Raw genomic sequence first — 20,476 nt, 5'->3', positions numbered from 1 at the left:
GGGTATTTCTTCGTCAATCATACCTGATGCCAGGAAACAGGCCGGGGGTTGAGCCGCCCCGGCCCGGCGCAGGTATTAAACGTCCAGTAGCAGACGTGTTGGGTCTTCAAGAAGCTCTTTGATGGTCACCAGGTAACCGACCGACTCTTTGCCGTCAATCAGACGGTGGTCGTAAGACAGTGCCAGGTACATCATTGGCAGCACTTCAACCTTGCCGTCAACCGCCATCGGACGGTCCTGGATCTTGTGCATGCCCAGAATTGCCGCTTGTGGCGGGTTGATGATTGGTGTCGACATCAGCGAGCCGAATACACCACCATTGGTAATGGTGAAGTTACCGCCAGTCAGCTCGTCAACCGTCAGCTTACCATCACGGCCTTTAATCGCCAGCTCACGGATCCCTTTCTCGATTTCAGCCAGGCTCAGCTTGTCACAGTCACGCAGAACCGGGGTAACCAGACCACGTGGCGTCGACACAGCAATGCTGACATCGAAGTAGTTGTGGTACACGATGTCATCACCGTCAATCGAGGCGTTCACTTCCGGGTAACGTTTCAGCGCTTCAACCACAGCCTTGACGTAGAAAGACATGAAGCCCAGGCGGATGCCGTGACGCTCTTCGAAAATGTCTTTGTACTGCTTACGCAGGCTCATGATTGGCTTCATGTTGACTTCGTTGAACGTGGTCAGCATCGCAGTGCTGTTTTTCGCTTCCAGCAGACGCTCAGCGACACGCTTACGCAGACGCGTCATCGGAACACGCTTCTCACTACGGTGGGCCAGCGGCGCTTCAACTTTCGCTTCAACGGCCGGGGCCGCAGCTGGGGCCGCTTTCTTACCTTCTTTGACGAACGCTTCCACGTCTTCACGGGTAATACGGCCGCCAACACCGGTACCTTTGACGTCAGCCGGATTAATGTCGTGCTCAGCCAGCAAACGACGAACCGCCGGGCTCAGGGCCTCGCTGGTTTCTTCGCTCAGGGCCGCAGTACTGCGCTTGTTCGGCGATGCTTCGGCAGAAGCCGGGACATCTTTGGTTGGCTCGCCCGCAACAGCGCCGGCTTTAATCTTACCGATCAGCTGCTTGGTCAGGACCGTGGTCCCTTCTTCTTCCAGAATCGCTTCCAGAACGCCATCTTCGGGTGCCGGCACTTCCAGCACAACTTTATCAGTTTCGATATCAACCAGAACTTCATCACGAGTAACGGCATCACCCGGCTGTTTGTGCCAAGTAGCAACTGTTGCATCAGCAACGGATTCAGGTAAATCGGGAACCAGAATTTCGATTGTCATATCCGCTTTGTCCTTTTTGTTCCAGTTCTATTAATCTATTGTCAACGCGTCTTCAACCAACGCTTTCTGTTGTTTCAGGTGAACCGACATGTAGCCCACTGCCGGCGATGCTGATGCCGCACGGCCTGCATATTTCAGGTTTGCGCCTTGTGGCAGCGCTGCACGGAAGTTGTGCTGGCTGGAGTACCAAGCCCCCTGGTTTTGCGGCTCTTCCTGACACCAGACAAAGTCTGTGACATGCTGATAATCAGCTAGTGCTGCCTGGACATCCTCTTTCGGGAATGGGTAGAGCTGCTCAATCCGCACAATCGCCACATCGGTCTGTTCATTCTTGCGACGCTGCTCCAGTAGGTCGAAGTACACCTTGCCGGAGCACAGAACGACACGCTTAACCTGCTTCGGATCAAGCGTATCAATCTCCCCGATAGCCGGCTGGAACGTACCGCTTGCCAGCTCGTCCATCGACGAAGTACACAGCGGGTGGCGCAGCAGGGACTTCGGTGACATCACAATCAGCGGACGACGCATCGGGCGCAGCACCTGGCGGCGCAACATGTGATACACCTGAGCTGGCGTGGATGGGATAATGACCTGCATATTCTGCTCAGCACACAGCTGTAGGTATCGCTCCAGACGTGCGGAGGAGTGCTCAGGCCCCTGCCCTTCGTAGCCGTGCGGCAACAACATGGTCAAACCACACATCCGGCCCCACTTCTGCTCACCCGAGCTGATGAACTGGTCAATCACGACCTGAGCACCGTTGGCAAAATCACCAAACTGAGCTTCCCAGACGGTCAGACCGCCCGGCTCTGCCGTGGCATAGCCATATTCAAATGCCAGGACGGCCTCTTCAGACAGCACGGAGTCGAAGACCTGGAACGGGCCTTGTTTGTCATGAATATTGGCCAGCGGAATGTAGGTACTGGCATCGCTTTGGTTGTGCAGTACGGCATGGCGGTGGAAGAAAGTCCCACGGCCGGAATCCTGACCGGTGATCCGGATACGGTGGCCTTCATCAACCAAAGTGGCATAAGCCAGCGTTTCCGCCATCCCCCAGTCGACCGGTTTCTCGCCGTCAGCCATCAGAGTGCGGTCATGGTAGAGCTTCTGGACGCGGCTTTGCAGCTTGTGGCTGTCCGGGAACTGGCAAATGCGGTGAGCCAGATCATTGAGCCGCTCAGCCGTGAGCGTATTCGGCCACTCAGCAGTCCAGTCATGGCCCAGATACGGTGCCCAGTCGACAGAGTGCAGCTTCATCGGACGCCATTCTTTCACCACACACTCACCACGGTCCAGCGCATCACGGTATTCGTTGATCAGCGACGTAGCGGTTTCGAGCTCAATTGTGCCTTTATCCGTCAGGGTATCAGCATAAATCTTGCGTGGTGTTGGGTGTTTTTTGATCTTCTGGTACATCAGCGGCTGAGTCGCATTCGGCTCATCCGCTTCGTTGTGACCATGGCGGCGGTAACACACTAGATCAATCACCACATCACGCTTAAAGGTGTTACGGAAATCCAGAGCAATACGGGTGACAAATGCCACAGCTTCCGGATCATCAGCGTTAACGTGGAAAATCGGCGCCTGAACCATCTTGGCAATATCGGTACAATATTGCGTAGAGCGGGTATCATTTGGGTTAGACGTGGTAAAACCAATCTGGTTATTGACCACGATGCGGATCGTACCGCCGACACGGTAACCCCGTGACTGGGACATGTTGAATGTTTCAGCAACAACCCCCTGGCCGGCGATTGCCGAGTCACCGTGAACCGTGATCGGCAGGACCTGCGAGCCGTCTTTATCGCCTAAACGATCCTGACGGGCACGTACCGAGCCAACCACAACAGGGTTTACAATTTCCAGGTGAGACGGGTTAAATGCCAATGCTAAATGCACGTCGCCGCCCGGAGTGGCAAAGTCTGCCGAGAACCCCTGGTGATATTTCACATCACCGGTGCCCCAGGTTTCATCATGTTTACCGGCAAATTCGTCAAACAGATCCTGCGGCTTCTTACCCAGCACGTTGACCAGCATGTTCAAACGGCCGCGGTGGGCCATGCCAATCACAACTTCGCGGGCACCATTGGTCCCGGCGTAGCGGATAAGCTCTTTCACCATCGGGATCATCGCATCGCCGCCCTCGAGCGAGAAACGCTTGGCACCCGGGAACTTCGCGCCCAGATAGCGTTCCAGGCCTTCTGCTGCAGTAAGCTCGTCCAGGAAAGTGAGTTTTTCTTCGTCGGTGAATGCACCCTGGCCAACCACAGATTCCAGTCGCTGCTGAATCCAGCGTTTTTCTTCTGTATTGGTGATGTGCATGTATTCCGCACCAATCGAACCACAGTAGGTTTTCTTCAGTGCATCAAAGATTTCAGCAAGCTTCATGCTGTCTTTGCCAACGGCAAAAGAACCAACATTAAATGTTTCGTTGAAATCTTCTGGGGTCAGGTTATGAAAAGCCGGGTCGAGATCAGGCACTCGATCTTGCTGCCATAAGCCTAACGGGTCTAAGTTTGCGTGCTGATGTCCACGGAAACGGTATGCGTTGATTAACTGCAATACCTTAACCTGTTTGGCATCAACGTCTGGATCGCTGACGGTAGCACTTAGATGGGTTGTTTCTTTTGCTAAACGCCGGAAGTAGTCACGAACGCGGGAGTGAGGCTGTTCAACAGCAATCTCATTCACCACAGGCAGCTCTCCGAAGACGTGTCGCCACTCTTCGTCAACTAATTCTGGGTCGCTAAGATACAACTCGTAGAGGTCTTCTACATAAGTTGCATTGGCGCCAGCCAGGTGTGAAGACTCAAGCCAAGCCTTCATAACGCCGTTCTGCATTGTTTTCCCTTAACCACTAGTTATCGCCATTTTGCTCCGGTCTCTAGGCCGGGCTTAAAAGCTGGCTTCAGATAGCGAGTCAGAAAGCCAGCATATCGATAATTCGATTTTTATACCGCGCGTTTCAGCAACATTGACTTAATGTGACCAATCGCCTTGGTTGGATTTAATCCCTTCGGACAAACATTTACACAGTTCATGATGCCATGGCAACGAAAAACGCTAAATGCATCGTCAAGATCAGACAAGCGTTCATCAGTGGCTGTATCACGGCTATCGATGAGCCAACGGTAAGCCGCCAGCAGGCCGGCCGGACCGATAAATTTATCCGGGTTCCACCAGAATGACGGGCATGATGTCGAACAGCAAGCACACATAATACATTCGTACAGACCATCCAAGTGCGCGCGCTCTTCCGGTGACTGCAGATGCTCGCGTGCCGGCGGCAACGCATCATCATCAATCAGGAACGGCTTCACTTTGGCATAGTTGGTGTAGAACTGCTCCATATCGATGATCAAGTCGCGGATCACCGGCAGACCCGGCAACGGACGGATCACAATCGTTTTCTCGCCCGTCAACGCCGACAGCGGCGTGATACAAGCCAGGCCATTCTTGCCGTTCATGTTAATGCCGTCTGAGCCACAGACTCCTTCACGGCACGAACGACGGAAAGACAGGGTCGGATCCTGCTCTTTGAGCAGGATCAGCGCATCCAGCACCATCATGTCGGAGCCGTCCGGCACATCCAGGGTGTACCCTTTCATGTGCGGCGCGTTATCAACATCAGGGTTGTAGCGGTAAATTGAGAAATTCAGTTTCATAATGTTTACCTCCCTTAGTAAGTACGCGCTTTCGGCGGAAATGCCTCACGATGAACCGGTGTCATGTTTACATCACGCTTCGACATTTGCTCTGTCTCAGGGTTGTAAATGGAGTGACACAACCAGTTTGCATCGTCACGATCAGGGAAGTCATAACGGGCATGGGCGCCACGGCTCTCAGTACGGTAGTTCGCCGCTACAGCCGTCGCAAATGCCGTTTCCATCAGGTTCTCCAACTCCAGGCATTCAATGCGCTGGGTGTTGAATTCTGTTGACGTGTCGTCCAGACGAGCATCTTTCAGGCGCTCACGGATCACTTTCAGCTCTTCCAGACCAGTCGCCATCGCTTCACCTTCACGGAATACCGAGAAGTTGTTTTGCATGCAAGATTGCAGATCCTTACGGATTTGGACCGGATCTTCACCTTTCTGGGTACTGTTCCAGCGGTTGACACGCGCCAAAGAAGCTTCAATGTCAGAGTCAGTTGCAGGGCGCGCTTCAGCTTGGGCTGCCAGGGTTTCACCCAGGTGCAGACCGGTTGCACGACCGAAGACCACCAGGTCAAGCAGGGAGTTACCACCCAGGCGGTTAGCGCCGTGGACAGAAACCGAAGCAATCTCACCACAGGCAAACAGGCCCTGTACTTCAACGTCGTCACCGGCAGCATTTTGCTTGATCGCCTGGCCCGAAACCTGGGTCGGGACACCACCCATCATGTAGTGACAGGTTGGGATCACCGGAATCGGCTCTTTCACAGGATCAACGTGGGCGAAGGTACGAGACAGCTCACAGATCCCCGGCAGGCGCGATTCCAGAACATCTTTACCCAGGTGATCCATCTTCAGTTTGATGTGTGGACCCCAAGGGCCATCGCAGCCACGGCCTTCGCGAATTTCAACCATCATCGAGCGAGCGACGACATCGCGGCCAGCCAAGTCTTTGGCATTCGGCGCATAACGCTCCATAAAGCGCTCGCCGTCTTTGTTCAGCAGATAGCCACCTTCACCACGACAACCTTCGGTCACCAGAACCCCGGCACCGGCAATCCCGGTCGGGTGGAACTGCCACATTTCCATGTCCTGCATCGGAACCCCGGCACGCAGTGCCATACCAACACCGTCACCGGTGTTAATGTGAGCATTCGTTGTCGACTGGTAAATACGGCCTGCACCACCGGTGGCCAGGATCGTCGCCTTGGACTTGAAGTAACAAATCTCACCGGTTTCCATGCATAGGGCCGTGCAGCCCAAGATAGCGCCATCTTGGTTTTTCACCAGATCCAACGCATACCACTCAGAGAAAATCGTGGTTTTGTGCTTGATATTTTGCTGATACAGCGTGTGGAGCAGTGCATGGCCGGTCCGGTCGGCGGCCGCCGCCGTCCGCGCAGCCTGCTCGCCGCCAAATTCTTTTGACTGACCACCGAATGGGCGCTGGTAAATGCTGCCGTTATCAAAACGAGAGAAAGGCAGACCCATTTTTTCCAGCTCAATCACGGATTTCGGGCCATTTTTACACATGTATTCAATCGCATTCTGATCACCGATGTAATCAGAGCCTTTGACGGTATCGTACATATGCCACTGCCAGTTATCCGGGTGTGAGTTCCCCAGGGCAACAGTGATCCCGCCCTGCGCCGAAACCGTGTGCGAGCGGGTTGGAAAAACTTTAGACAACAAGGCACATTTCAGCCCTTGTTCTGAAATCTGTAGCGCGGCGCGCATCCCTGCACCACCAGCACCGATTACGACAGCATCAAATTCACGAACTGCAATGCTCACTTACACACCCCACACAATAAAGAAGCCAGAAAACAGGTAGACGAGGAGAATGGCAACCACACCAAATTGGAGTCCTGCACGAAGCGCGGCAGGTTTAATGTAGTCGGTCAGGACTTGCCATAAGCCGATCCAGGCATGGATCATAATCGAGAACAGCGCCAGCATGGTGAACACTTTGGTGCTCAGCTTGCCGAAAAACGCAGTCCAGGTTTCGTAGCTCAGATCAGGCCCGAAGGCGAAAAATCCGACCATATAGAGGGTGTAAAGGGTAAGGATGATCGCAGTTGCGCGGATCAGAATAAAGTCGTGTACACCATTACGACCAACCGTTGACACATTGTTTACCATACCAGGCCTCCTGCAAAGACAGCCAGTACCGCGACAATTGCGAAGCTAATTTTGGCGCTTGCAATCCCGGTATCCATTTCTTCAAAATATCCCATGTCCATCATCAAGTGACGCACACCTAACACAATGTGGTAGAACAACGCCGTCAGGATCCCCCACAGCACAAATTTCACAAAGAAACTGTCAACAATATTGGCAGCACTGGCGAAACCTTCTGGGGAAGACAGGGAAAGGCTTAAAAGCCATAGAAGAATGGCAACAGCAACAAATGTGATGACACCGGAGACCCGGTGCAGGATGGACGCAATCGCCGTCAGAGGAAAGCGAATCGTCTGTAGGTCGAGGTTAACAGGTCTTGGCTTATTTACTTTCACGGTATTTGCCCACTCAGCTCCATTGAAGCATCTTATTTTTATTAAACTCTCCGATCCGCTTGGGCCAGGACAAATGAGCGCAACATTTTCGTAACCTTTGGTTGCAAATATGTTTATGTAGGGACCCCAAAACATATTTCAACCTAAGTGACTAATATTGTTGAGTACTTAAGCACTTGTATCTGGCGGCTGCAGAACCAGAGACCTGCGGCGAGTATACGCCTCGTAACAAGCAATTACAAACCCGGTTACATGACCTCTAACACGGTTTCGGGAATTTGCACTTTTTTACCAAAAGTTATTAACAAGCGCACACAAAGCAGTACAAAAATTGACAAATGCAGGATCCCCCGGTACAACAACTGCACATCCGAATCTGGATCAGGATTATAAAAAGCAAAGGAGATTGTTATGGCAGACAAGAAAGCGACTCTTCACATTGAAGGGAATGCACCAGTCGAACTGCCGATTCTCGGGGGCACACAAGGGCCAGACGTGATTGATGTCCGCAAGCTTGGCGCGAGCGGCTACTTCACATTTGACCCTGGCTTTCTGGCCACAGCATCATGTGAATCTCAAATTACCTACATTGATGGCGATAAAGGGATCCTGCTTCACCGCGGTTACCCAATTGACCAGCTAGCCAATAACGCTGATTACCTGGAAGTATGTTATATCCTGCTTTATGGTGAAGTCCCAACCCGTGCGCAATACGAAACTTTCCGCACGACCGTGACGCGACACACCATGGTTCATGAGCAGATTGCCAGCTTCTTCCACGGTTTCCGCCGCGATGCACACCCAATGGCGGTGATGTGTGGTGTGGTCGGTGCCCTGGCAGCTTTCTACCATGACTCACTGGATATTAACAATGACACGCACCGTGAAATCACGGCGTTCCGCCTGCTGTCGAAAATGCCGACCCTGGCTGCGATGTGTTACAAATATTCCATTGGCCAACCTTTTATTTTCCCGCGTAACGACCTGGACTATGCTGAAAACTTCCTGCATATGATGTTCGCAACGCCTTGTGAAGAATATGAAGTCAGCCCTGTCGTCGCCCGCGCGATGGACAAAATCTTCACCCTGCATGCCGACCACGAGCAAAACGCGTCGACGTCTACCGTTCGTCTGGCGGGCTCTTCCGGTGCCAACCCATTTGCATGTATTGCAGCCGGGATTGCCTCACTGTGGGGTCCGGCACACGGCGGCGCCAACGAAGCGTGTCTGAAGATGCTGGAAGAGATTGGCAGCGTTGACAATATTCCAGAGTATATTGAGCGTGCCAAAGACAAAGATGATCCATTCCGTCTGATGGGCTTCGGTCACCGGGTTTACAAGAACTACGATCCACGTGCAACAGTCATGCGTGAAGCTTGCCACGAAGTGCTGGAGGAGCTGAAAATTGATGATCCACTGCTTGATGTGGCGATGGAGCTTGAGCGTATTGCCCTGTCGGATGAATATTTCATTGATAAGAAGCTCTACCCGAACGTCGACTTCTACTCAGGCATCATCCTGAAAGCGATCGGGATCCCGGTTTCTATGTTCACCGTGATCTTTGCGATGTCGCGGACCATCGGCTGGATTGCCCACTGGAACGAAATGCACAACGATCCGGGTAACCGAATCGGTCGTCCTCGCCAGCTGTACACCGGCTATGAGCAGCGTGAATTTCAACCGATCCACGAACGCGAATAAGTCCGAAGACACAGCTTAAATGAAAAAGGTTGAGCCTGGCGCTCAACCTTTTTTCTTTATTGCCAATAATATGGGATCAGTTTGTTTCAGGCCATCGCCAACAACCTCACCCAGCCGGAATTAAACCGGGTTATCGATATCAATAAAGCTGACCTCAAGATCGTACTCCTGCACCAGCCACTCGCCCAGTGCTTTCACGCCATAGCGTTCAGTTGCATGATGGCCGGCACTATAATAGTGGATCCCCAGCTCGCGTGCTGAGTGCACCGTTCGTTCGGAGATTTCCCCGGAGATAAATGCATCTAGTCCTTGTTGTGCCGCCAGCTCAATGAAATCCTGGCCACCACCGGTACACCAACCAACAGTTTTGATTTCAGTCGGCCCTCCCGGAATATGCAACGGTTCACGATGCAGCGCAATCGCCAACCGCGAAGCCAGTTCTTCGCCCGTGAGCGACTGTTCAAACTGACCATAGACGGAGACCGATTGCGGGTTCCCGGCTTCCAGTCCACCCAAAACCTCAATCTCAAGCAACTCAGCTAACTTGGCGTTATTACCCAGTTGCGGATGGACATCCAACGGCAGATGATAGGCGTACAGGTTGATCCCATGCTCGATCAGCGCTTTGATCCGACGAAATTTCATGCCACGAATTTCAGACGGCTCACCTTTCCAGAAATAACCATGATGAACCAAAATCGCATCAGTCTGCGCTTCAATCGCGCGGTCAATCAAAGCCTGGCTGGCGGTGACCCCAGTGATCACTTTCTTCACTTCGGATTTCCCTTCCACCTGTAATCCGTTTGGACAATAGTCCTTGATCAGGTGTGGGCTGAGCAGCTCGTTCAGCACAGCTTCTAGTTTTAGATGATTCATTCGTGCTCCCTCTCTTGTGTCCCGAATAGTTTATCGCATCTTCTGGGAAGGAGCAGCTTTCATCTGTTTCGAATGACCTTTGCGACGGATCCACTTGCCAACCCTCAGCCGATAGCCGGGGTTTATGTTACAGTGATCAATACAGCTGCTGCGCACCATGCTCCGACTCCTTCAGCCAAACCGGCTTGGTACTGGTTTTGGTCCAGAAGCGGTGCATGAGACTATAAAATGCGGCGCGTTTCGGTTTGGGCAACAGTAGCATCAATGGCAATGCCAGCATTCCGATCAGGACCACACCGACCCGGCGCAACAAAATACGAAGCAGAGAATAGGGCTGGTACATAGAGCCTCCTAACTGGTCTAACCTGTTATAAAGTTAATCCAAAAGCCGCTCCGATACTAGTCATTCAAACCAGTAATTTCGCCAAAATAGTCGCCAAAAGGTAACTTAAAGTTTCGATATGCAGACAAATTACAATAATGCAACAGATCAGCAACAAGCCCTGCATGATATGCAGGCCCTGCTACATTGCCCGTCACTGATCTGTACACCCTATGCGATAGATGAACAATGGCTGACCAAATTCCGCCAGCATGCGGTACTTCCCCGCGATCTCGCCCCCTACCAAGGCAACCAGCGGCTCGGTTTTTACTATCAGTGGCTCTGGCAGCAGCTTATTGAGGCCCATCCCCATTACCGGCTCCTGGCTGAAGAAGTTCAGCTGACCTGGCAAAAGCAGACCCTGGGGGCGATCGACTTTCTGGTCGAAAACACCCAAACCGGACACCTGGAGCACTGGGAGGTCGCCATCAAGTTCTACCTGGCATTCCAGCAACAATGGCCGGGCCCGAACGCCAAGGATAACCTGGATAAAAAAACCACTCGGATGCTCGAGCACCAGCTCCAGCTGAGCCATCACCCGGCATTTATCGAGCAAGTCGCACCGCAGTATGGTATGCCAAACATCAAGCGCCTACTGATGCAGGGCCGCCTGTTTTACCCCCACCAGCAAGACACAACCGGCTCTTCACTGGCGGTTAACCCGCAGGCCCTGACCGGCAACTGGTGCTACCCGGCTCAAGCCGCGCAGTTGACGCTCAAACCCATCCGCAAGACACAGTGGATCAACCCGCCGAGCTATTGCGAACTGGAAACCCTGCTCGATGTGGATACCGTGACCGCCCCAACGCAGGCGATTGCACCGGATAATCAGGTCTGGTTCGTGATGCCCGAGGACTGGCCCCACCGGGACGGCTTCGAAAGCCTTGAGAACACACAATAAGTTGATTCATTCCTCGACTGATACAAAAACGCCCGGTCAGCCGACCGGGCGTTTTTCAAATGACTTGCCTAAGACAGGCTTACAGGCCGGCGTCGGCAAACACCTTGCTGACAATCTCCTGGGCTTCTTGCTCGATCAGCGCCAGATGCGCCTTGCCCCGGAAGCTTTCACAGTAGATCTTGTAAATATCTTCCGTGCCGGACGGACGGGCAGCAAACCAGCCATTTTCAGTGGTTACTTTCAAACCACCAATTGCGGCGCCATTGCCCGGCGCATGGGTCAGACGCGCAGTAATCGCATCACCGGCCAGGGTCTCAGTAGCCACCATCTCCGGAGACAGCTTGCTCAGCACGGCTTTTTGCTCACCATTAGCAACAGCTTGCAGGCGGTTGTACTCTGATGCGCCATGCTTGGCAGCCAGCGCTTCGTAGTATTGCTGCGGATTTTTACCGGTCACTGCGGTAATTTCCGCAGCCAACAGGCACAGCAAAATACCGTCTTTATCGGTTGACCAAGGGGTGCCATCCATGCGCAGGAAGGATGCCCCAGCACTTTCTTCACCACCGAAGCCCAGCTTACCGCTGTAAAGTCCGTCAACAAACCACTTAAAGCCGACTGGCACTTCACACAGCTCACGGCCGAGATCCGCAACCACCCGATCAATCAAAGCACTGGAGACCAGCGTTTTGCCGACCGCAACGTCTGCCGACCAATCCGGACGGTGACGATAGAGGTAATCAATGCACACCGCCAGGAAATGGTTCGGGTTCATCAGCCCGGCCGGGGTGACGATCCCATGGCGGTCGTAATCCGGATCATTGCCAAACGCCAGATCGTAGCTATCTTTGTGCGCCAGCAATCCCGCCATCGCATACGGTGACGAGCAGTCCATTCGAACCACGCCATCTTTATCGAGCGACATAAAGCGGAAAGACGGATCAATCGATTCGTCCACCAGGGTCAGATCCAGGCCGTATTGGCTGGCAATCTGACGCCAGTATTCAATGCCGGAGCCACCGAGCGGATCGACACCGATCTTGAGGTTGGCTTTCTGAATCGCAGCCATATCGATGACATTAACCAGATCGTCCACGTAAGGCGCCACCAGATCGCGCACCTCAACCAGATCGCTTGCCAGCGCCTGTTCGATCGAGATACGCTTCACAGCCACCATGCCCGCAGCAATAATTTCATTAGCACGAGACTCGATCGCTGTGGTTAGCGCCCCCTCAGCCGGACCGCCATGAACCGGGTTATATTTAATCCCGCCGTCTTGCGGTGGATTGTGGGATGGGGTGATCACAATGCCGTCAGCTTTGGCATCGTTGGCCAGGTTATGGCACAAAATGGCATGAGAAATGCCCGGTGTCGGCGTATAACCACGCCCTTCCTGAATCACCACCTGAACCCCGTTGGCCACCAGCACTTCGAGCGTTGACGCAAACGCAGGCTCAGACAGCGCATGGGTATCTTTACCAAGAAACAGCGGACCGGTGACGCCATTGGCAGCACGCACTTCTGCCACCGCCTGGGCAATCGCCCAGATGTGATGCTGGTTAAAGGTCCCCTTATCCGCGCTGCCGCGGTGGCCGGAAGTACCGAACGCCACGCGTTGCTGCAGGTTGTCAGCCTGCGGTGCAATCTGAAAATAGTTCGCCACTAACGCCGGAATGTTATGCATATCTTCTTGCCGGGCGCGCTGACCGGCTCGAGGATGGATCGCCATGAACTTATCCTTGTAAGTAAAGAGGCTTACGCCCGTTAAATTTCACCGCAAACTTTGTCGATGATCTCGGCGCCAAAATGCATTTTGTTCATCAGCTGCTCGACCATCTGGCGTTTGCGATCAGTATTGGTATTCGTAATGACCCAGAATGGCGTCTCCGGGATCGCTTTCGGCTTGGTCGTTTTACCACTTGCAAGCAGCGTCTCTTTACTTTCCGCAAAGTAAACCCGGGTGCGGCCTTTAATCGCAGCCGCTTCGGCAAAACCTTTTGGATCGATACGATAAAGCGAGGACAGAATCATCATGAAGCGGCCAATCGCTTTTTCCTGAGCGGCAAATTCATCAGAGATCAGCACAGATCGCATTTCTTTCACCCGATCCGAAGTCGACACGTTCCCCGCATCTTTACTGACCACAATGCCTTTCGGACGAACCGGCATCACCACCTCTGGCTGGGCGACACCGTCCTGACCAGGCACCATCAGCAGCCGGCGCAAAATATCGGATGCGCTTTCACCGATATGCTGGGTTTGGCTGGCGATATAACGATATAGCTCTTCGTCTACCTCAATACTCTTCATCGTAGTGTTCATTATCGTTCCGTTTAAAAATCACCGAGAGATTATAACGTGATACGCGGTTATACTCTACGGCAAAGCGTTATCAACAAGAGAAAATCGTCAGTGAATCTTCATTACCAAACCGACGGGCAAGGTGAAACGATCATTTTGATCCACGGGCTGTTCGGCAGTGCCGATAACTTAGGGCTTCTCGCCAGATCATTGAAAAATCAATATAAAGTGATCAGCGTCGATCTTCGTAATCATGGTCGTTCCCCCCACTCCGATACGTTTACCTATCAGGATATGGCCGCCGATGTGCTGGAAGTCATCGACCAGTGCGACATCGAGCGCTTCTCGCTGATCGGCCACTCGATGGGCGGCAAAGTTGCGATGGCCCTGACCGAGCTGGCGGCTCCCCGCCTCAATCATCTAATCGTGCTCGATATGGCGCCCGTCCACTACCAGGTCCACCGTCATGAGAATGTCTTTGCCGGATTGCAGGAAGTCGCGAAACATACCGTCAGCAGCCGTAGCGAGGCCGAGCACTACCTCGCCCGCCACGTCCAGGAGCCGGGTGTCCGTCAGTTCCTGCTCAAATCCTTTGCCAAAACAGACACCGGTTATGGCTGGCGTTTTAATGTCGACGGCCTGATTGCTAACTATGGCACCATTATGGGCTGGCACGATGTCCCGCCGTTTTCCGGCAAAACCCTGTTCATCAAAGGCCAGAACTCCGAATATATTCAAACCGAGCATCGCGCAGCGATTGCTCGGCAGTTTCCAAGTGCAAAAGCGCACATGGTCGCCAATACTGGCCACTGGTTACATGCTGAAAAACCAGACATTGTGAGCCGCGTCATTTTGAACTTTTTACAAGCCGATTAGACCGTTAACAGCAACCCATTGTCTGTGGTATAGTGCGCGCCTGACCTGGCTTTGGCGTCTGCAGTAAGGAGACATGAATGTTATACGAGCATATGGATTTGCTGGAATCCATTGGTCTGGATTTGCTATTTGCTGCCATTTTTTTCTTTATCGGTATGGCGATTAAAGATGTGCTAAAGCAAGGGAATGTCCCACCGTTCGGGCGGAAGATTGTCTGGGTGGTGCTTTGTCTGGGTTGTGCCGGCTTTGTCGCCAAAGGGCTGATCCAACTGAGCTGGGAAGGGGCAGGTATCGGCTGATATTCCGTTTCCGTATCTGATTTATTTGCAGAGTGCTTCTGGCCAACCACACAGGCGACACTTTGCAATATCCGGAAACGTTGAATCATGAACACAACGGGTAATGACATACGCCAGGCAGGAATTGTCCCCGCCGCTGAACAGACGTGCTGTCGTTGCCATCAGGGGTATCCCTGGGTCGATTTAAGTATGCCGTTATTACCACAATAGCGGCCAACCATTAATTTACGGGTAATCTCTACTATGGCGAGTGTAGGACTCTTCTTTGGTAGCGACACAGGTAACACTGAAGCCGTCGCGAAAATGATCCAGAAACAACTAGGTAAAAAACTGGTTGACGTGAAAGATATCGCTAAGAGCAGCAAAGAAGATATCGACAATTTTGACCTGCTCCTGCTGGGTATCCCAACGTGGTACTACGGCGAAGCGCAGTGTGACTGGGATGATTTCTTCCCTGAACTAGAGCAGATTGACTTCTCGACCAAGCTGGTTGCGATTTTTGGCTGTGGCGATCAGGAAGACTACGCCGAGTATTTCTGCGACGCCATGGGTACCGTTCGCGATATCGTGGAAGCGAAAGGCGGCACGATTGTCGGCCATTTCCCAACGGAAGGTTTTGAGTTCGAAGCATCCAAAGCCCTGGTCGATGACAACCACTTTGTTGGCCTGTGTATCGATGAAGATCGCCAGCCTGAGCTGACCGATGAGCGCGTTGAAAAATGGGTTAACCAAGTCTACGAAGAAATGTGCCTGGCCGAGCTGGCTGACTAACACACCCCTGCGACCAACATTTCAAAAAACGCGCCAAAACGGCGCGTTTTTTCTTTTCAGAAAACTGCCCCGTTCAAGTGGCCTGGTCAAACTTCTTGTGAACAAGTGGACGGCTCAACGGGTGCTTCCCGGTATTGCGGCTTTTTTCGGATATAGAGCACACGTCGAATCTGTGAGACCATTTCCCCCCGCGCATCATTCACATTCACCACAAATTCAGGGAAGTACTTCTCCCCATATTGGGTAGCCTGACGAATTTCCTGGACCCGCTCATCTGAGATCACAAACTCTGCCGTCAAATCCGTATTACCGGGCTTGATAAAATTAATTTCCGCCTGCTTGTCCCAGACATAATACTCCCTGCCCAAAATACCCATCAGCATCAAGGCATAAATCGGATCGGTCAGGGAAAAAATACTACCGCCATATTGGGTCCGGTTGGCATTCTTATTCCACCAGCGCAGTTTCAGCCGAACCGTCACACGGCGGTAATCGTCGGAAATCTGAACAATTTTGATCCCGGCCCCCCAAAAGGGTGGCCATAAATTCAGGGCGAACTTTACAAGCTTGGGGTGGTAGAAAAGCGCATTCACGGAGTTCTCCTGTGCCAACTGGTACGATGAGAACAATATACATACTTTTAACATCCTTGCAACCAAGGAAAACTTCTCAGATATGCAGACCCCGTATTTTTTAAGGTTTATTGTTGCCTAAGGGTCACTTATAATGAATATAAATGAGAACGACTACCGCACCGTTTTTTGCTGCGGCTAGCCAATAGGAAACTCGAATGTCAGATAACAATACTGCACTTAAGCAAGCAGGCTTAAAAGTCACGCTACCGCGTCTTAAAATTCTGGAAGTCTTGCAGAGCCCGGAATGCCAGCACATTAGTGCCGAAGACTTATACAAAAAGCTGATCGATATCGGTGAAGAGATTGGCCTGGCAACCGTTTACCGTGTTCTGAACCAGTTTGATGATGCCGGCATTGTGACCCGTCATCATTTCGAGGGTGGTAAATCTGTTTTTGAACTCGCAACGCAACACCACCACGATCACCTGGTCTGCCTGGACTGCGGCAAAGTAATTGAGTTTTCAGATGATCTCATTGAAGAGCGGCAAAAAGATATTGCAGCCAGCTTTAATGTCAAGCTGACCAACCACAGCCTGTACCTGTACGGCCACTGCATGGAAGGCGATTGCAGCAAGCACCCCGAGCTGCACGACCGCAAATAACTTCCTGCCCTCTTGTGCTTACCTGAGCGCACAAGACATAAAAAAACCAGCCATTTGGCTGGTTTTTTATATTCTCAATCAAGCCTAGTCGCCGATCTTGGCCCAGGTATCGCGCAGGCCGACCGTGCGGTTAAACACCAGGTTCTCTGAGTTTGAGTCTTTGCTGTCGGCACAGAAGTAACCCGTCCGCTCAAATTGGAACGCTTTCTCAGCTTCCGCTTTCGCCAACGACGGCTCAACAAAACCGTGTTTCACTTGCAGTGATTCCGGATTGATCACCGCAACGAAGTCATCCGCTGCGCCCGGATTCGGTACCGTGAACAGACGATCGTAGAGGCGGAACTCTGCCGGCAGTGCAGCTGCAGCAGAAACCCAGTGGATCACCCCTTTCACCTTACGGCCGTCCGCCGGGTTTTTCCCCAGGGTATCTTGATCGTAAGTGCAGTAAATCGTGGTGATGTTGCCGTCTTCATCTTTGTCGATGCGCTCAGCTTTAATCACATAGGCACCGCGCAAACGCACTTCCTTGCCCAGTACCAGACGCTTGTACTTCTTGTTCGCTTCCTCGCGGAAGTCTTCGCGCTCAATGTACACTTCGCGGCTAAACGGCACCTGACGGCTGCCCATCTCCGGCTTGTTCGGGTGATTGGCCACCTCCAGCAGCTCAGGCTCACCGTCAAAGTTTTCAATCACTACTTTGATTGGATCCAGCACCGCCATCGCACGCGGGGCGTTTTCGTTCAGGTCGTCACGAATACAGGACTCCAACGAGCTCATCTCGATGGTGTTATCCTGCTTGGTCACCCCAATTCGCTTACAGAACTCGCGGATCGAAGCCGGCGTGAAGCCACGACGACGCAGGCCCGAAATCGTTGGCATCCGTGGGTCATCCCAGCCAGAAACCAGATTTTCAGTCACTAGCTGGTTCAGCTTACGCTTCGACATCACGGTGTATTCCAGGTTCAGACGGCTGAACTCATACTGGTGCGGGCGAGCATCGATGGTGATGTTATCCAGGACCCAGTCATACAGACGGCGGTTGTCCATAAACTCCAGGGTACAGATCGAGTGAGTGATCCCTTCAAGCGCATCCGAAATACAGTGGGTGAAATCGTACATCGGGTAGATGCACCACTTGTCGCCAGTCTGATGGTGAGTTGCGAAGCGCACGCGGTACAGCACCGGATCACGCATCACCATAAACGGTGACGCCATATCGATCTTGGCGCGCAGGCACATCTTTCCTTCTTCCACTTCGCCACTTTTCATCGACTCGAACAGCGCCAGGCTTTCTTCGACCGGGCGATCGCGGTAAGGGCTTGGCTTACCCGGCTCAGTCAAGGTACCACGGAACTCGCGGATCTGTTCAGGGCTTAACTCATCAACATAGGCTAAGCCTTTTTGAATCAATTCAATTGCAAACCCGTACAGCTGGTCGAAGTAGTTTGATGAGTAACAGATCTCACCGTCCCACTCAAAGCCCAGCCAGTTCACATCGTTTTTAATCGACTCAACGTATTCGATGTCTTCTTTCTCAGGGTTGGTATCATCAAAACGAAGATTACACTGGCCCTGATAGTCCTGAGCTATGCCGAAGTTCAAGCAGATGGATTTTGCATGACCGATATGCAGGTAGCCATTCGGCTCCGGCGGGAATCGGGTATGAACGCTTGTATGTTTGCCACTGGCTAGATCCGCATCGATGATCTGGCGGATAAAGTTAGTTGGACGAGCTTCAGACTCACTCATCAAAGACACCTCGTGTGCTTACAGGATTTGGGATTCTCTATGATCCATAAATATGGGTCACGACTCAACAAATAGTATGCATTGTTTGTCGATATGGATAAAAAAACCCCGCCGAAGCAGGGTTTCTTGAAAGATATCGCCAGTAAATCCTGTCGATTATAGTCAGGGAAGCAGACGCTTAAGGCAGTTTCACCGAAGAAAGATCTTCTGAAGCCGGAATTTTCTTCATCTCCCCGGCAACAATCTCCGCCAGTGGACCCAGAATCACCTGCAGGTTGTTGGTTCCCAGCTTCACAACCCCCATCGCGCCCAGCGCTTTCAGGGTTTTCTCATCAGCCAGGCTGCTGTCTTTCAGTGTCAAACGCAGACGCGTAATACAGGCATCAATGTTTTCCAGGTTGCCGTGGCCGCCCAACGCTTTCAGGTATTGCTTGGCCAGTTCACCGGTTTCTTGTGAGCCTGTCGCTGCACTGTCTTCAGTGCCCTCATCATCATCTTCACGGCCCGGCGTTTTCAGGTTGAACTTCACAATCACCGTACGGAAGATGACATAGTACAGTGCGAAGAACACCAGCCCCTGGACAATCAGCATGTACCAGTTCACCGCCAGCGGGTTACGCGTCGACAGGAACAGGTCGACAAAACCAGCCGAGAAACCAAAGCCAGCAATCCACTGCATTGAAGCGGCAATGTAAACCGACAGGCCTGCCAGCAGCGCGTGCAGCACATACAGTGCCGGCGCCAGGAACATAAAGGCAAATTCCAGCGGCTCAGTGACACCCGTGAAGAAAGAGGCGAAACCAGCGGCAATCATAATAGATGCAACTTTCTCTTTATTCTTGGCTTTAGCTGTATGGTACATCGCCAGCGCCGCCCCCGGCAGACCGAACATCATAATCGGGAAGAAACCAGCCTGATACATCCCGGTCACACCAGGAACGGCAGTCCCCTCAGCCAATGATTTCGCGCCACCGAGGAAGTTAGGAATATCATTAATCCCGGCAACATCAAACCAGAACACAGAGTTCAGCGCATGGTGCAGACCCACAGGGATCAGCAAACGGTTGAAGAAGGCATAAACCCCGGCACCTGCTTCGCCCAGTCCCTGAATCGCTTCACCGAAGGAAACCAATCCACCGTACACCGTCGGCCAGATGAACATCAGCACAAACGCCATGAAAATACCGGCTACAGACATCAGAATCGGGACCAGGCGCTTACCGGAAAAGAAGGCCAGGGCTTTATGCAGCTCAACATGGGAATAACGGTTATAGATTTCTGCTGCCACAATACCGACCAGAATACCGACAAACTGGTTCTTAATCTTGCCAAAGGCCGCCGGAACTTCGCTCAGTTCAAGTCCCTGAATCTGTGCAACTGTACCCGGTGCCAGCAGGGTGGTCACCACCAGGAAGCCAACAAAGCCGGACAATGCCGCCGCACCATCTTTGTCTTTCGACATCCCGTAGGCAACACCGACCGCGAACAGGACCGACATATTGTCGATAATGGCCGCACCCGCTTGGATCATAAAGGCCGCCACGGCACTGTTAGCCCCCCAGCCTGTTGGGTCAATCCAGTAGCCAACCCCCATCAGTATTGCTGCGGCAGGCAATGTGGCGACTGGCACCATCAACGCCTTACCGACTTTTTGAAAATATCCAAGAATATTCACCTTGATTCCCCCTGTGGTTTTCTCAGATGTCGTAGGGATAACTTATTTTAGCTATCCGATTAAGTTATCAGCAGTGTAAGAGATTAATTTTGACCCGCAAATTAAAACCTCAACAATTGTGATCATTATCACCAGCTCAGGCTATAGCTGAGCGATTTTGCTAGCCCGATCATAAAACTTATTTTATCATTCAAAACAAAGGATGAATCCGCTACGATTTTATTGTGTTTTCTACTGGAATGAGGTGTCA

At 52.3% G+C, this 20,476-nt stretch carries 19 protein-coding genes; 6 read left to right on the top strand and 13 right to left on the bottom strand.

Features of this window, described 5'->3' with window-relative positions; genetic code table 11:
- Window positions 1-75: 75 nt before the first annotated feature.
- From odhB to sdhC, 6 genes are all read right to left on the bottom strand, one after another.
- Window positions 76-1,293, bottom strand: a complete 1,218-nt coding sequence (gene odhB, locus NNL38_RS04475) for a 2-oxoglutarate dehydrogenase complex dihydrolipoyllysine-residue succinyltransferase (RefSeq protein WP_255389825.1) — start codon at window positions 1,291-1,293, stop codon at window positions 76-78.
- 30 nt (window positions 1,294-1,323) lie between these two features.
- On the bottom strand, window positions 1,324-4,134 hold the full coding sequence (gene sucA / locus NNL38_RS04470) for a 2-oxoglutarate dehydrogenase E1 component (protein WP_255389824.1): 2,811 nt from the start codon (window positions 4,132-4,134) through the stop codon (window positions 1,324-1,326).
- A gap of 110 nt (window positions 4,135-4,244) precedes the next feature.
- The gene (locus NNL38_RS04465) at window positions 4,245-4,958 is read right to left on the bottom strand and encodes a succinate dehydrogenase iron-sulfur subunit (RefSeq protein WP_255389823.1); all 714 of its coding nucleotides are present in this window, start codon (window positions 4,956-4,958) and stop codon (window positions 4,245-4,247) included.
- Window positions 4,959-4,972: 14 nt separating this feature from the next.
- Window positions 4,973-6,739, bottom strand: coding sequence for a succinate dehydrogenase flavoprotein subunit (sdhA, locus tag NNL38_RS04460; protein WP_255389822.1), 1,767 nt, complete (start codon window positions 6,737-6,739; stop codon window positions 4,973-4,975).
- A complete protein-coding gene (sdhD, locus tag NNL38_RS04455) occupies window positions 6,740-7,087 on the bottom strand; it encodes a succinate dehydrogenase, hydrophobic membrane anchor protein (RefSeq protein WP_255389821.1) in 348 nt (115 codons plus the stop codon).
- The gene (sdhC, locus tag NNL38_RS04450) at window positions 7,081-7,461 is read right to left on the bottom strand and encodes a succinate dehydrogenase cytochrome b556 subunit (RefSeq protein WP_255389820.1); all 381 of its coding nucleotides are present in this window, start codon (window positions 7,459-7,461) and stop codon (window positions 7,081-7,083) included. The genes sdhD and sdhC overlap by 7 nt, the downstream gene beginning before the upstream one ends.
- A 411-nt stretch (window positions 7,462-7,872) precedes the next feature.
- Between sdhC and NNL38_RS04445 the strand changes: the two genes are divergently transcribed.
- Window positions 7,873-9,162: a citrate synthase gene (locus NNL38_RS04445; protein WP_255389819.1), complete on the top strand. Its 1,290-nt coding sequence runs from the start codon at window positions 7,873-7,875 to the stop codon at window positions 9,160-9,162.
- A 120-nt stretch (window positions 9,163-9,282) separates the two neighbouring features.
- On the opposite strand, the gene NNL38_RS04440 is transcribed toward NNL38_RS04445, so the two are convergent.
- Window positions 9,283-10,038, bottom strand: a complete 756-nt coding sequence (locus NNL38_RS04440; protein WP_255389818.1) for a Nif3-like dinuclear metal center hexameric protein — start codon at window positions 10,036-10,038, stop codon at window positions 9,283-9,285.
- A gap of 136 nt (window positions 10,039-10,174) precedes the next feature.
- Window positions 10,175-10,381, bottom strand: a complete 207-nt coding sequence (locus tag NNL38_RS04435; protein ID WP_255389817.1) for a DUF2517 family protein — start codon at window positions 10,379-10,381, stop codon at window positions 10,175-10,177.
- Window positions 10,382-10,499: 118 nt separating this feature from the next.
- Here NNL38_RS04435 and NNL38_RS04430 point away from each other — a divergent pair, with 118 nt between their 5' ends.
- On the top strand, window positions 10,500-11,321 hold the full coding sequence (locus NNL38_RS04430; RefSeq protein WP_255389816.1) for a DUF1853 family protein: 822 nt from the start codon (window positions 10,500-10,502) through the stop codon (window positions 11,319-11,321).
- A gap of 79 nt (window positions 11,322-11,400) precedes the next feature.
- Here NNL38_RS04430 and pgm read toward each other — a convergent pair whose 3' ends face one another.
- Both pgm and seqA read right to left on the bottom strand, forming a co-directional pair.
- Window positions 11,401-13,047: a phosphoglucomutase (alpha-D-glucose-1,6-bisphosphate-dependent) gene (gene pgm, locus NNL38_RS04425; RefSeq protein WP_255389815.1), complete on the bottom strand. Its 1,647-nt coding sequence runs from the start codon at window positions 13,045-13,047 to the stop codon at window positions 11,401-11,403.
- Between the two features lie 35 nt (window positions 13,048-13,082).
- On the bottom strand, window positions 13,083-13,628 hold the full coding sequence (seqA, locus tag NNL38_RS04420; protein ID WP_255390558.1) for a replication initiation negative regulator SeqA: 546 nt from the start codon (window positions 13,626-13,628) through the stop codon (window positions 13,083-13,085).
- 102 nt (window positions 13,629-13,730) lie between these two features.
- On the opposite strand from seqA, the gene NNL38_RS04415 reads away from it, so the two are divergent.
- From NNL38_RS04415 to fldA, 3 genes are all read left to right on the top strand, one after another.
- Window positions 13,731-14,495 (top strand): alpha/beta fold hydrolase, encoded by a 765-nt coding sequence (locus NNL38_RS04415; RefSeq protein WP_255389814.1) that lies wholly within the window; start codon window positions 13,731-13,733, stop codon window positions 14,493-14,495.
- Between the two features lie 77 nt (window positions 14,496-14,572).
- Window positions 14,573-14,794 carry a DUF2788 domain-containing protein gene (locus NNL38_RS04410; RefSeq protein WP_255389813.1) on the top strand — a complete coding sequence of 74 codons (222 nt, stop codon included), beginning with the start codon at window positions 14,573-14,575 and terminating at the stop codon, window positions 14,792-14,794.
- A 243-nt stretch (window positions 14,795-15,037) separates the two neighbouring features.
- The gene (fldA, locus tag NNL38_RS04405; protein ID WP_255389812.1) at window positions 15,038-15,565 is read left to right on the top strand and encodes a flavodoxin FldA; all 528 of its coding nucleotides are present in this window, start codon (window positions 15,038-15,040) and stop codon (window positions 15,563-15,565) included.
- 86 nt (window positions 15,566-15,651) lie between these two features.
- Here the strand turns inward: fldA and NNL38_RS04400 are convergent, their stop codons facing one another.
- On the bottom strand, window positions 15,652-16,212 hold the full coding sequence (locus tag NNL38_RS04400) for a DUF4442 domain-containing protein (RefSeq protein WP_439651374.1): 561 nt from the start codon (window positions 16,210-16,212) through the stop codon (window positions 15,652-15,654).
- Between the two features lie 143 nt (window positions 16,213-16,355).
- Between NNL38_RS04400 and fur the strand changes: the two genes are divergently transcribed.
- On the top strand, window positions 16,356-16,802 hold the full coding sequence (gene fur, locus NNL38_RS04395; RefSeq protein WP_255389810.1) for a ferric iron uptake transcriptional regulator: 447 nt from the start codon (window positions 16,356-16,358) through the stop codon (window positions 16,800-16,802).
- A gap of 84 nt (window positions 16,803-16,886) precedes the next feature.
- On the opposite strand, the gene glnS is transcribed toward fur, so the two are convergent.
- Together glnS and nagE are read right to left on the bottom strand one after the other, a co-directional pair.
- Window positions 16,887-18,551, bottom strand: coding sequence for a glutamine--tRNA ligase (gene glnS / locus NNL38_RS04390; RefSeq protein WP_255389809.1), 1,665 nt, complete (start codon window positions 18,549-18,551; stop codon window positions 16,887-16,889).
- Window positions 18,552-18,729: 178 nt separating this feature from the next.
- Window positions 18,730-20,226, bottom strand: a complete 1,497-nt coding sequence (nagE, locus tag NNL38_RS04385; protein WP_255389808.1) for an N-acetylglucosamine-specific PTS transporter subunit IIBC — start codon at window positions 20,224-20,226, stop codon at window positions 18,730-18,732.
- Window positions 20,227-20,476 lie beyond the last annotated feature (250 nt).

This window comes from Photobacterium atrarenae, assembly GCF_024380015.1.
GTDB lineage: Bacteria > Pseudomonadota > Gammaproteobacteria > Enterobacterales > Vibrionaceae > Photobacterium > Photobacterium atrarenae.
The sequence above is the reverse complement of the archived record's forward strand: the minus strand, read 5'-3'. Positions and strand labels throughout refer to the sequence as shown.

Bases quoted from the DNA above. Each gene is read 5' to 3' on its own strand.
- odhB (WP_255389825.1), bottom strand. From the start codon at position 1,293: ATGACAATCGAAATTCTGGTTCCCGATTTACCTGAATCCGTTGCTGAT.
- sucA (WP_255389824.1), bottom strand. From the start codon at position 4,134: ATGCAGAACGGCGTTATGAAGGCTTGGCTTGAGTCTTCACACCTGGCT.
- NNL38_RS04465 (WP_255389823.1), bottom strand. From the start codon at position 4,958: ATGAAACTGAATTTCTCAATTTACCGCTACAACCCTGATGTTGATAAC.
- sdhD (WP_255389821.1), bottom strand. From the start codon at position 7,087: ATGGTAAACAATGTGTCAACGGTTGGTCGTAATGGTGTACACGACTTT.
- NNL38_RS04445 (WP_255389819.1), top strand. From the start codon at position 7,873: ATGGCAGACAAGAAAGCGACTCTTCACATTGAAGGGAATGCACCAGTC.
- NNL38_RS04440 (WP_255389818.1), bottom strand. From the start codon at position 10,038: ATGAATCATCTAAAACTAGAAGCTGTGCTGAACGAGCTGCTCAGCCCA.
- NNL38_RS04435 (WP_255389817.1), bottom strand. From the start codon at position 10,381: ATGTACCAGCCCTATTCTCTGCTTCGTATTTTGTTGCGCCGGGTCGGT.
- NNL38_RS04430 (WP_255389816.1), top strand. From the start codon at position 10,500: ATGCAGACAAATTACAATAATGCAACAGATCAGCAACAAGCCCTGCAT.
- pgm (WP_255389815.1), bottom strand. From the start codon at position 13,047: ATGGCGATCCATCCTCGAGCCGGTCAGCGCGCCCGGCAAGAAGATATG.
- seqA (WP_255390558.1), bottom strand. From the start codon at position 13,628: ATGAAGAGTATTGAGGTAGACGAAGAGCTATATCGTTATATCGCCAGC.
- NNL38_RS04410 (WP_255389813.1), top strand. From the start codon at position 14,573: ATGTTATACGAGCATATGGATTTGCTGGAATCCATTGGTCTGGATTTG.
- fldA (WP_255389812.1), top strand. From the start codon at position 15,038: ATGGCGAGTGTAGGACTCTTCTTTGGTAGCGACACAGGTAACACTGAA.
- NNL38_RS04400 (WP_439651374.1), bottom strand. From the start codon at position 16,212: ATGTTAAAAGTATGTATATTGTTCTCATCGTACCAGTTGGCACAGGAG.
- fur (WP_255389810.1), top strand. From the start codon at position 16,356: ATGTCAGATAACAATACTGCACTTAAGCAAGCAGGCTTAAAAGTCACG.
- glnS (WP_255389809.1), bottom strand. From the start codon at position 18,551: ATGAGTGAGTCTGAAGCTCGTCCAACTAACTTTATCCGCCAGATCATC.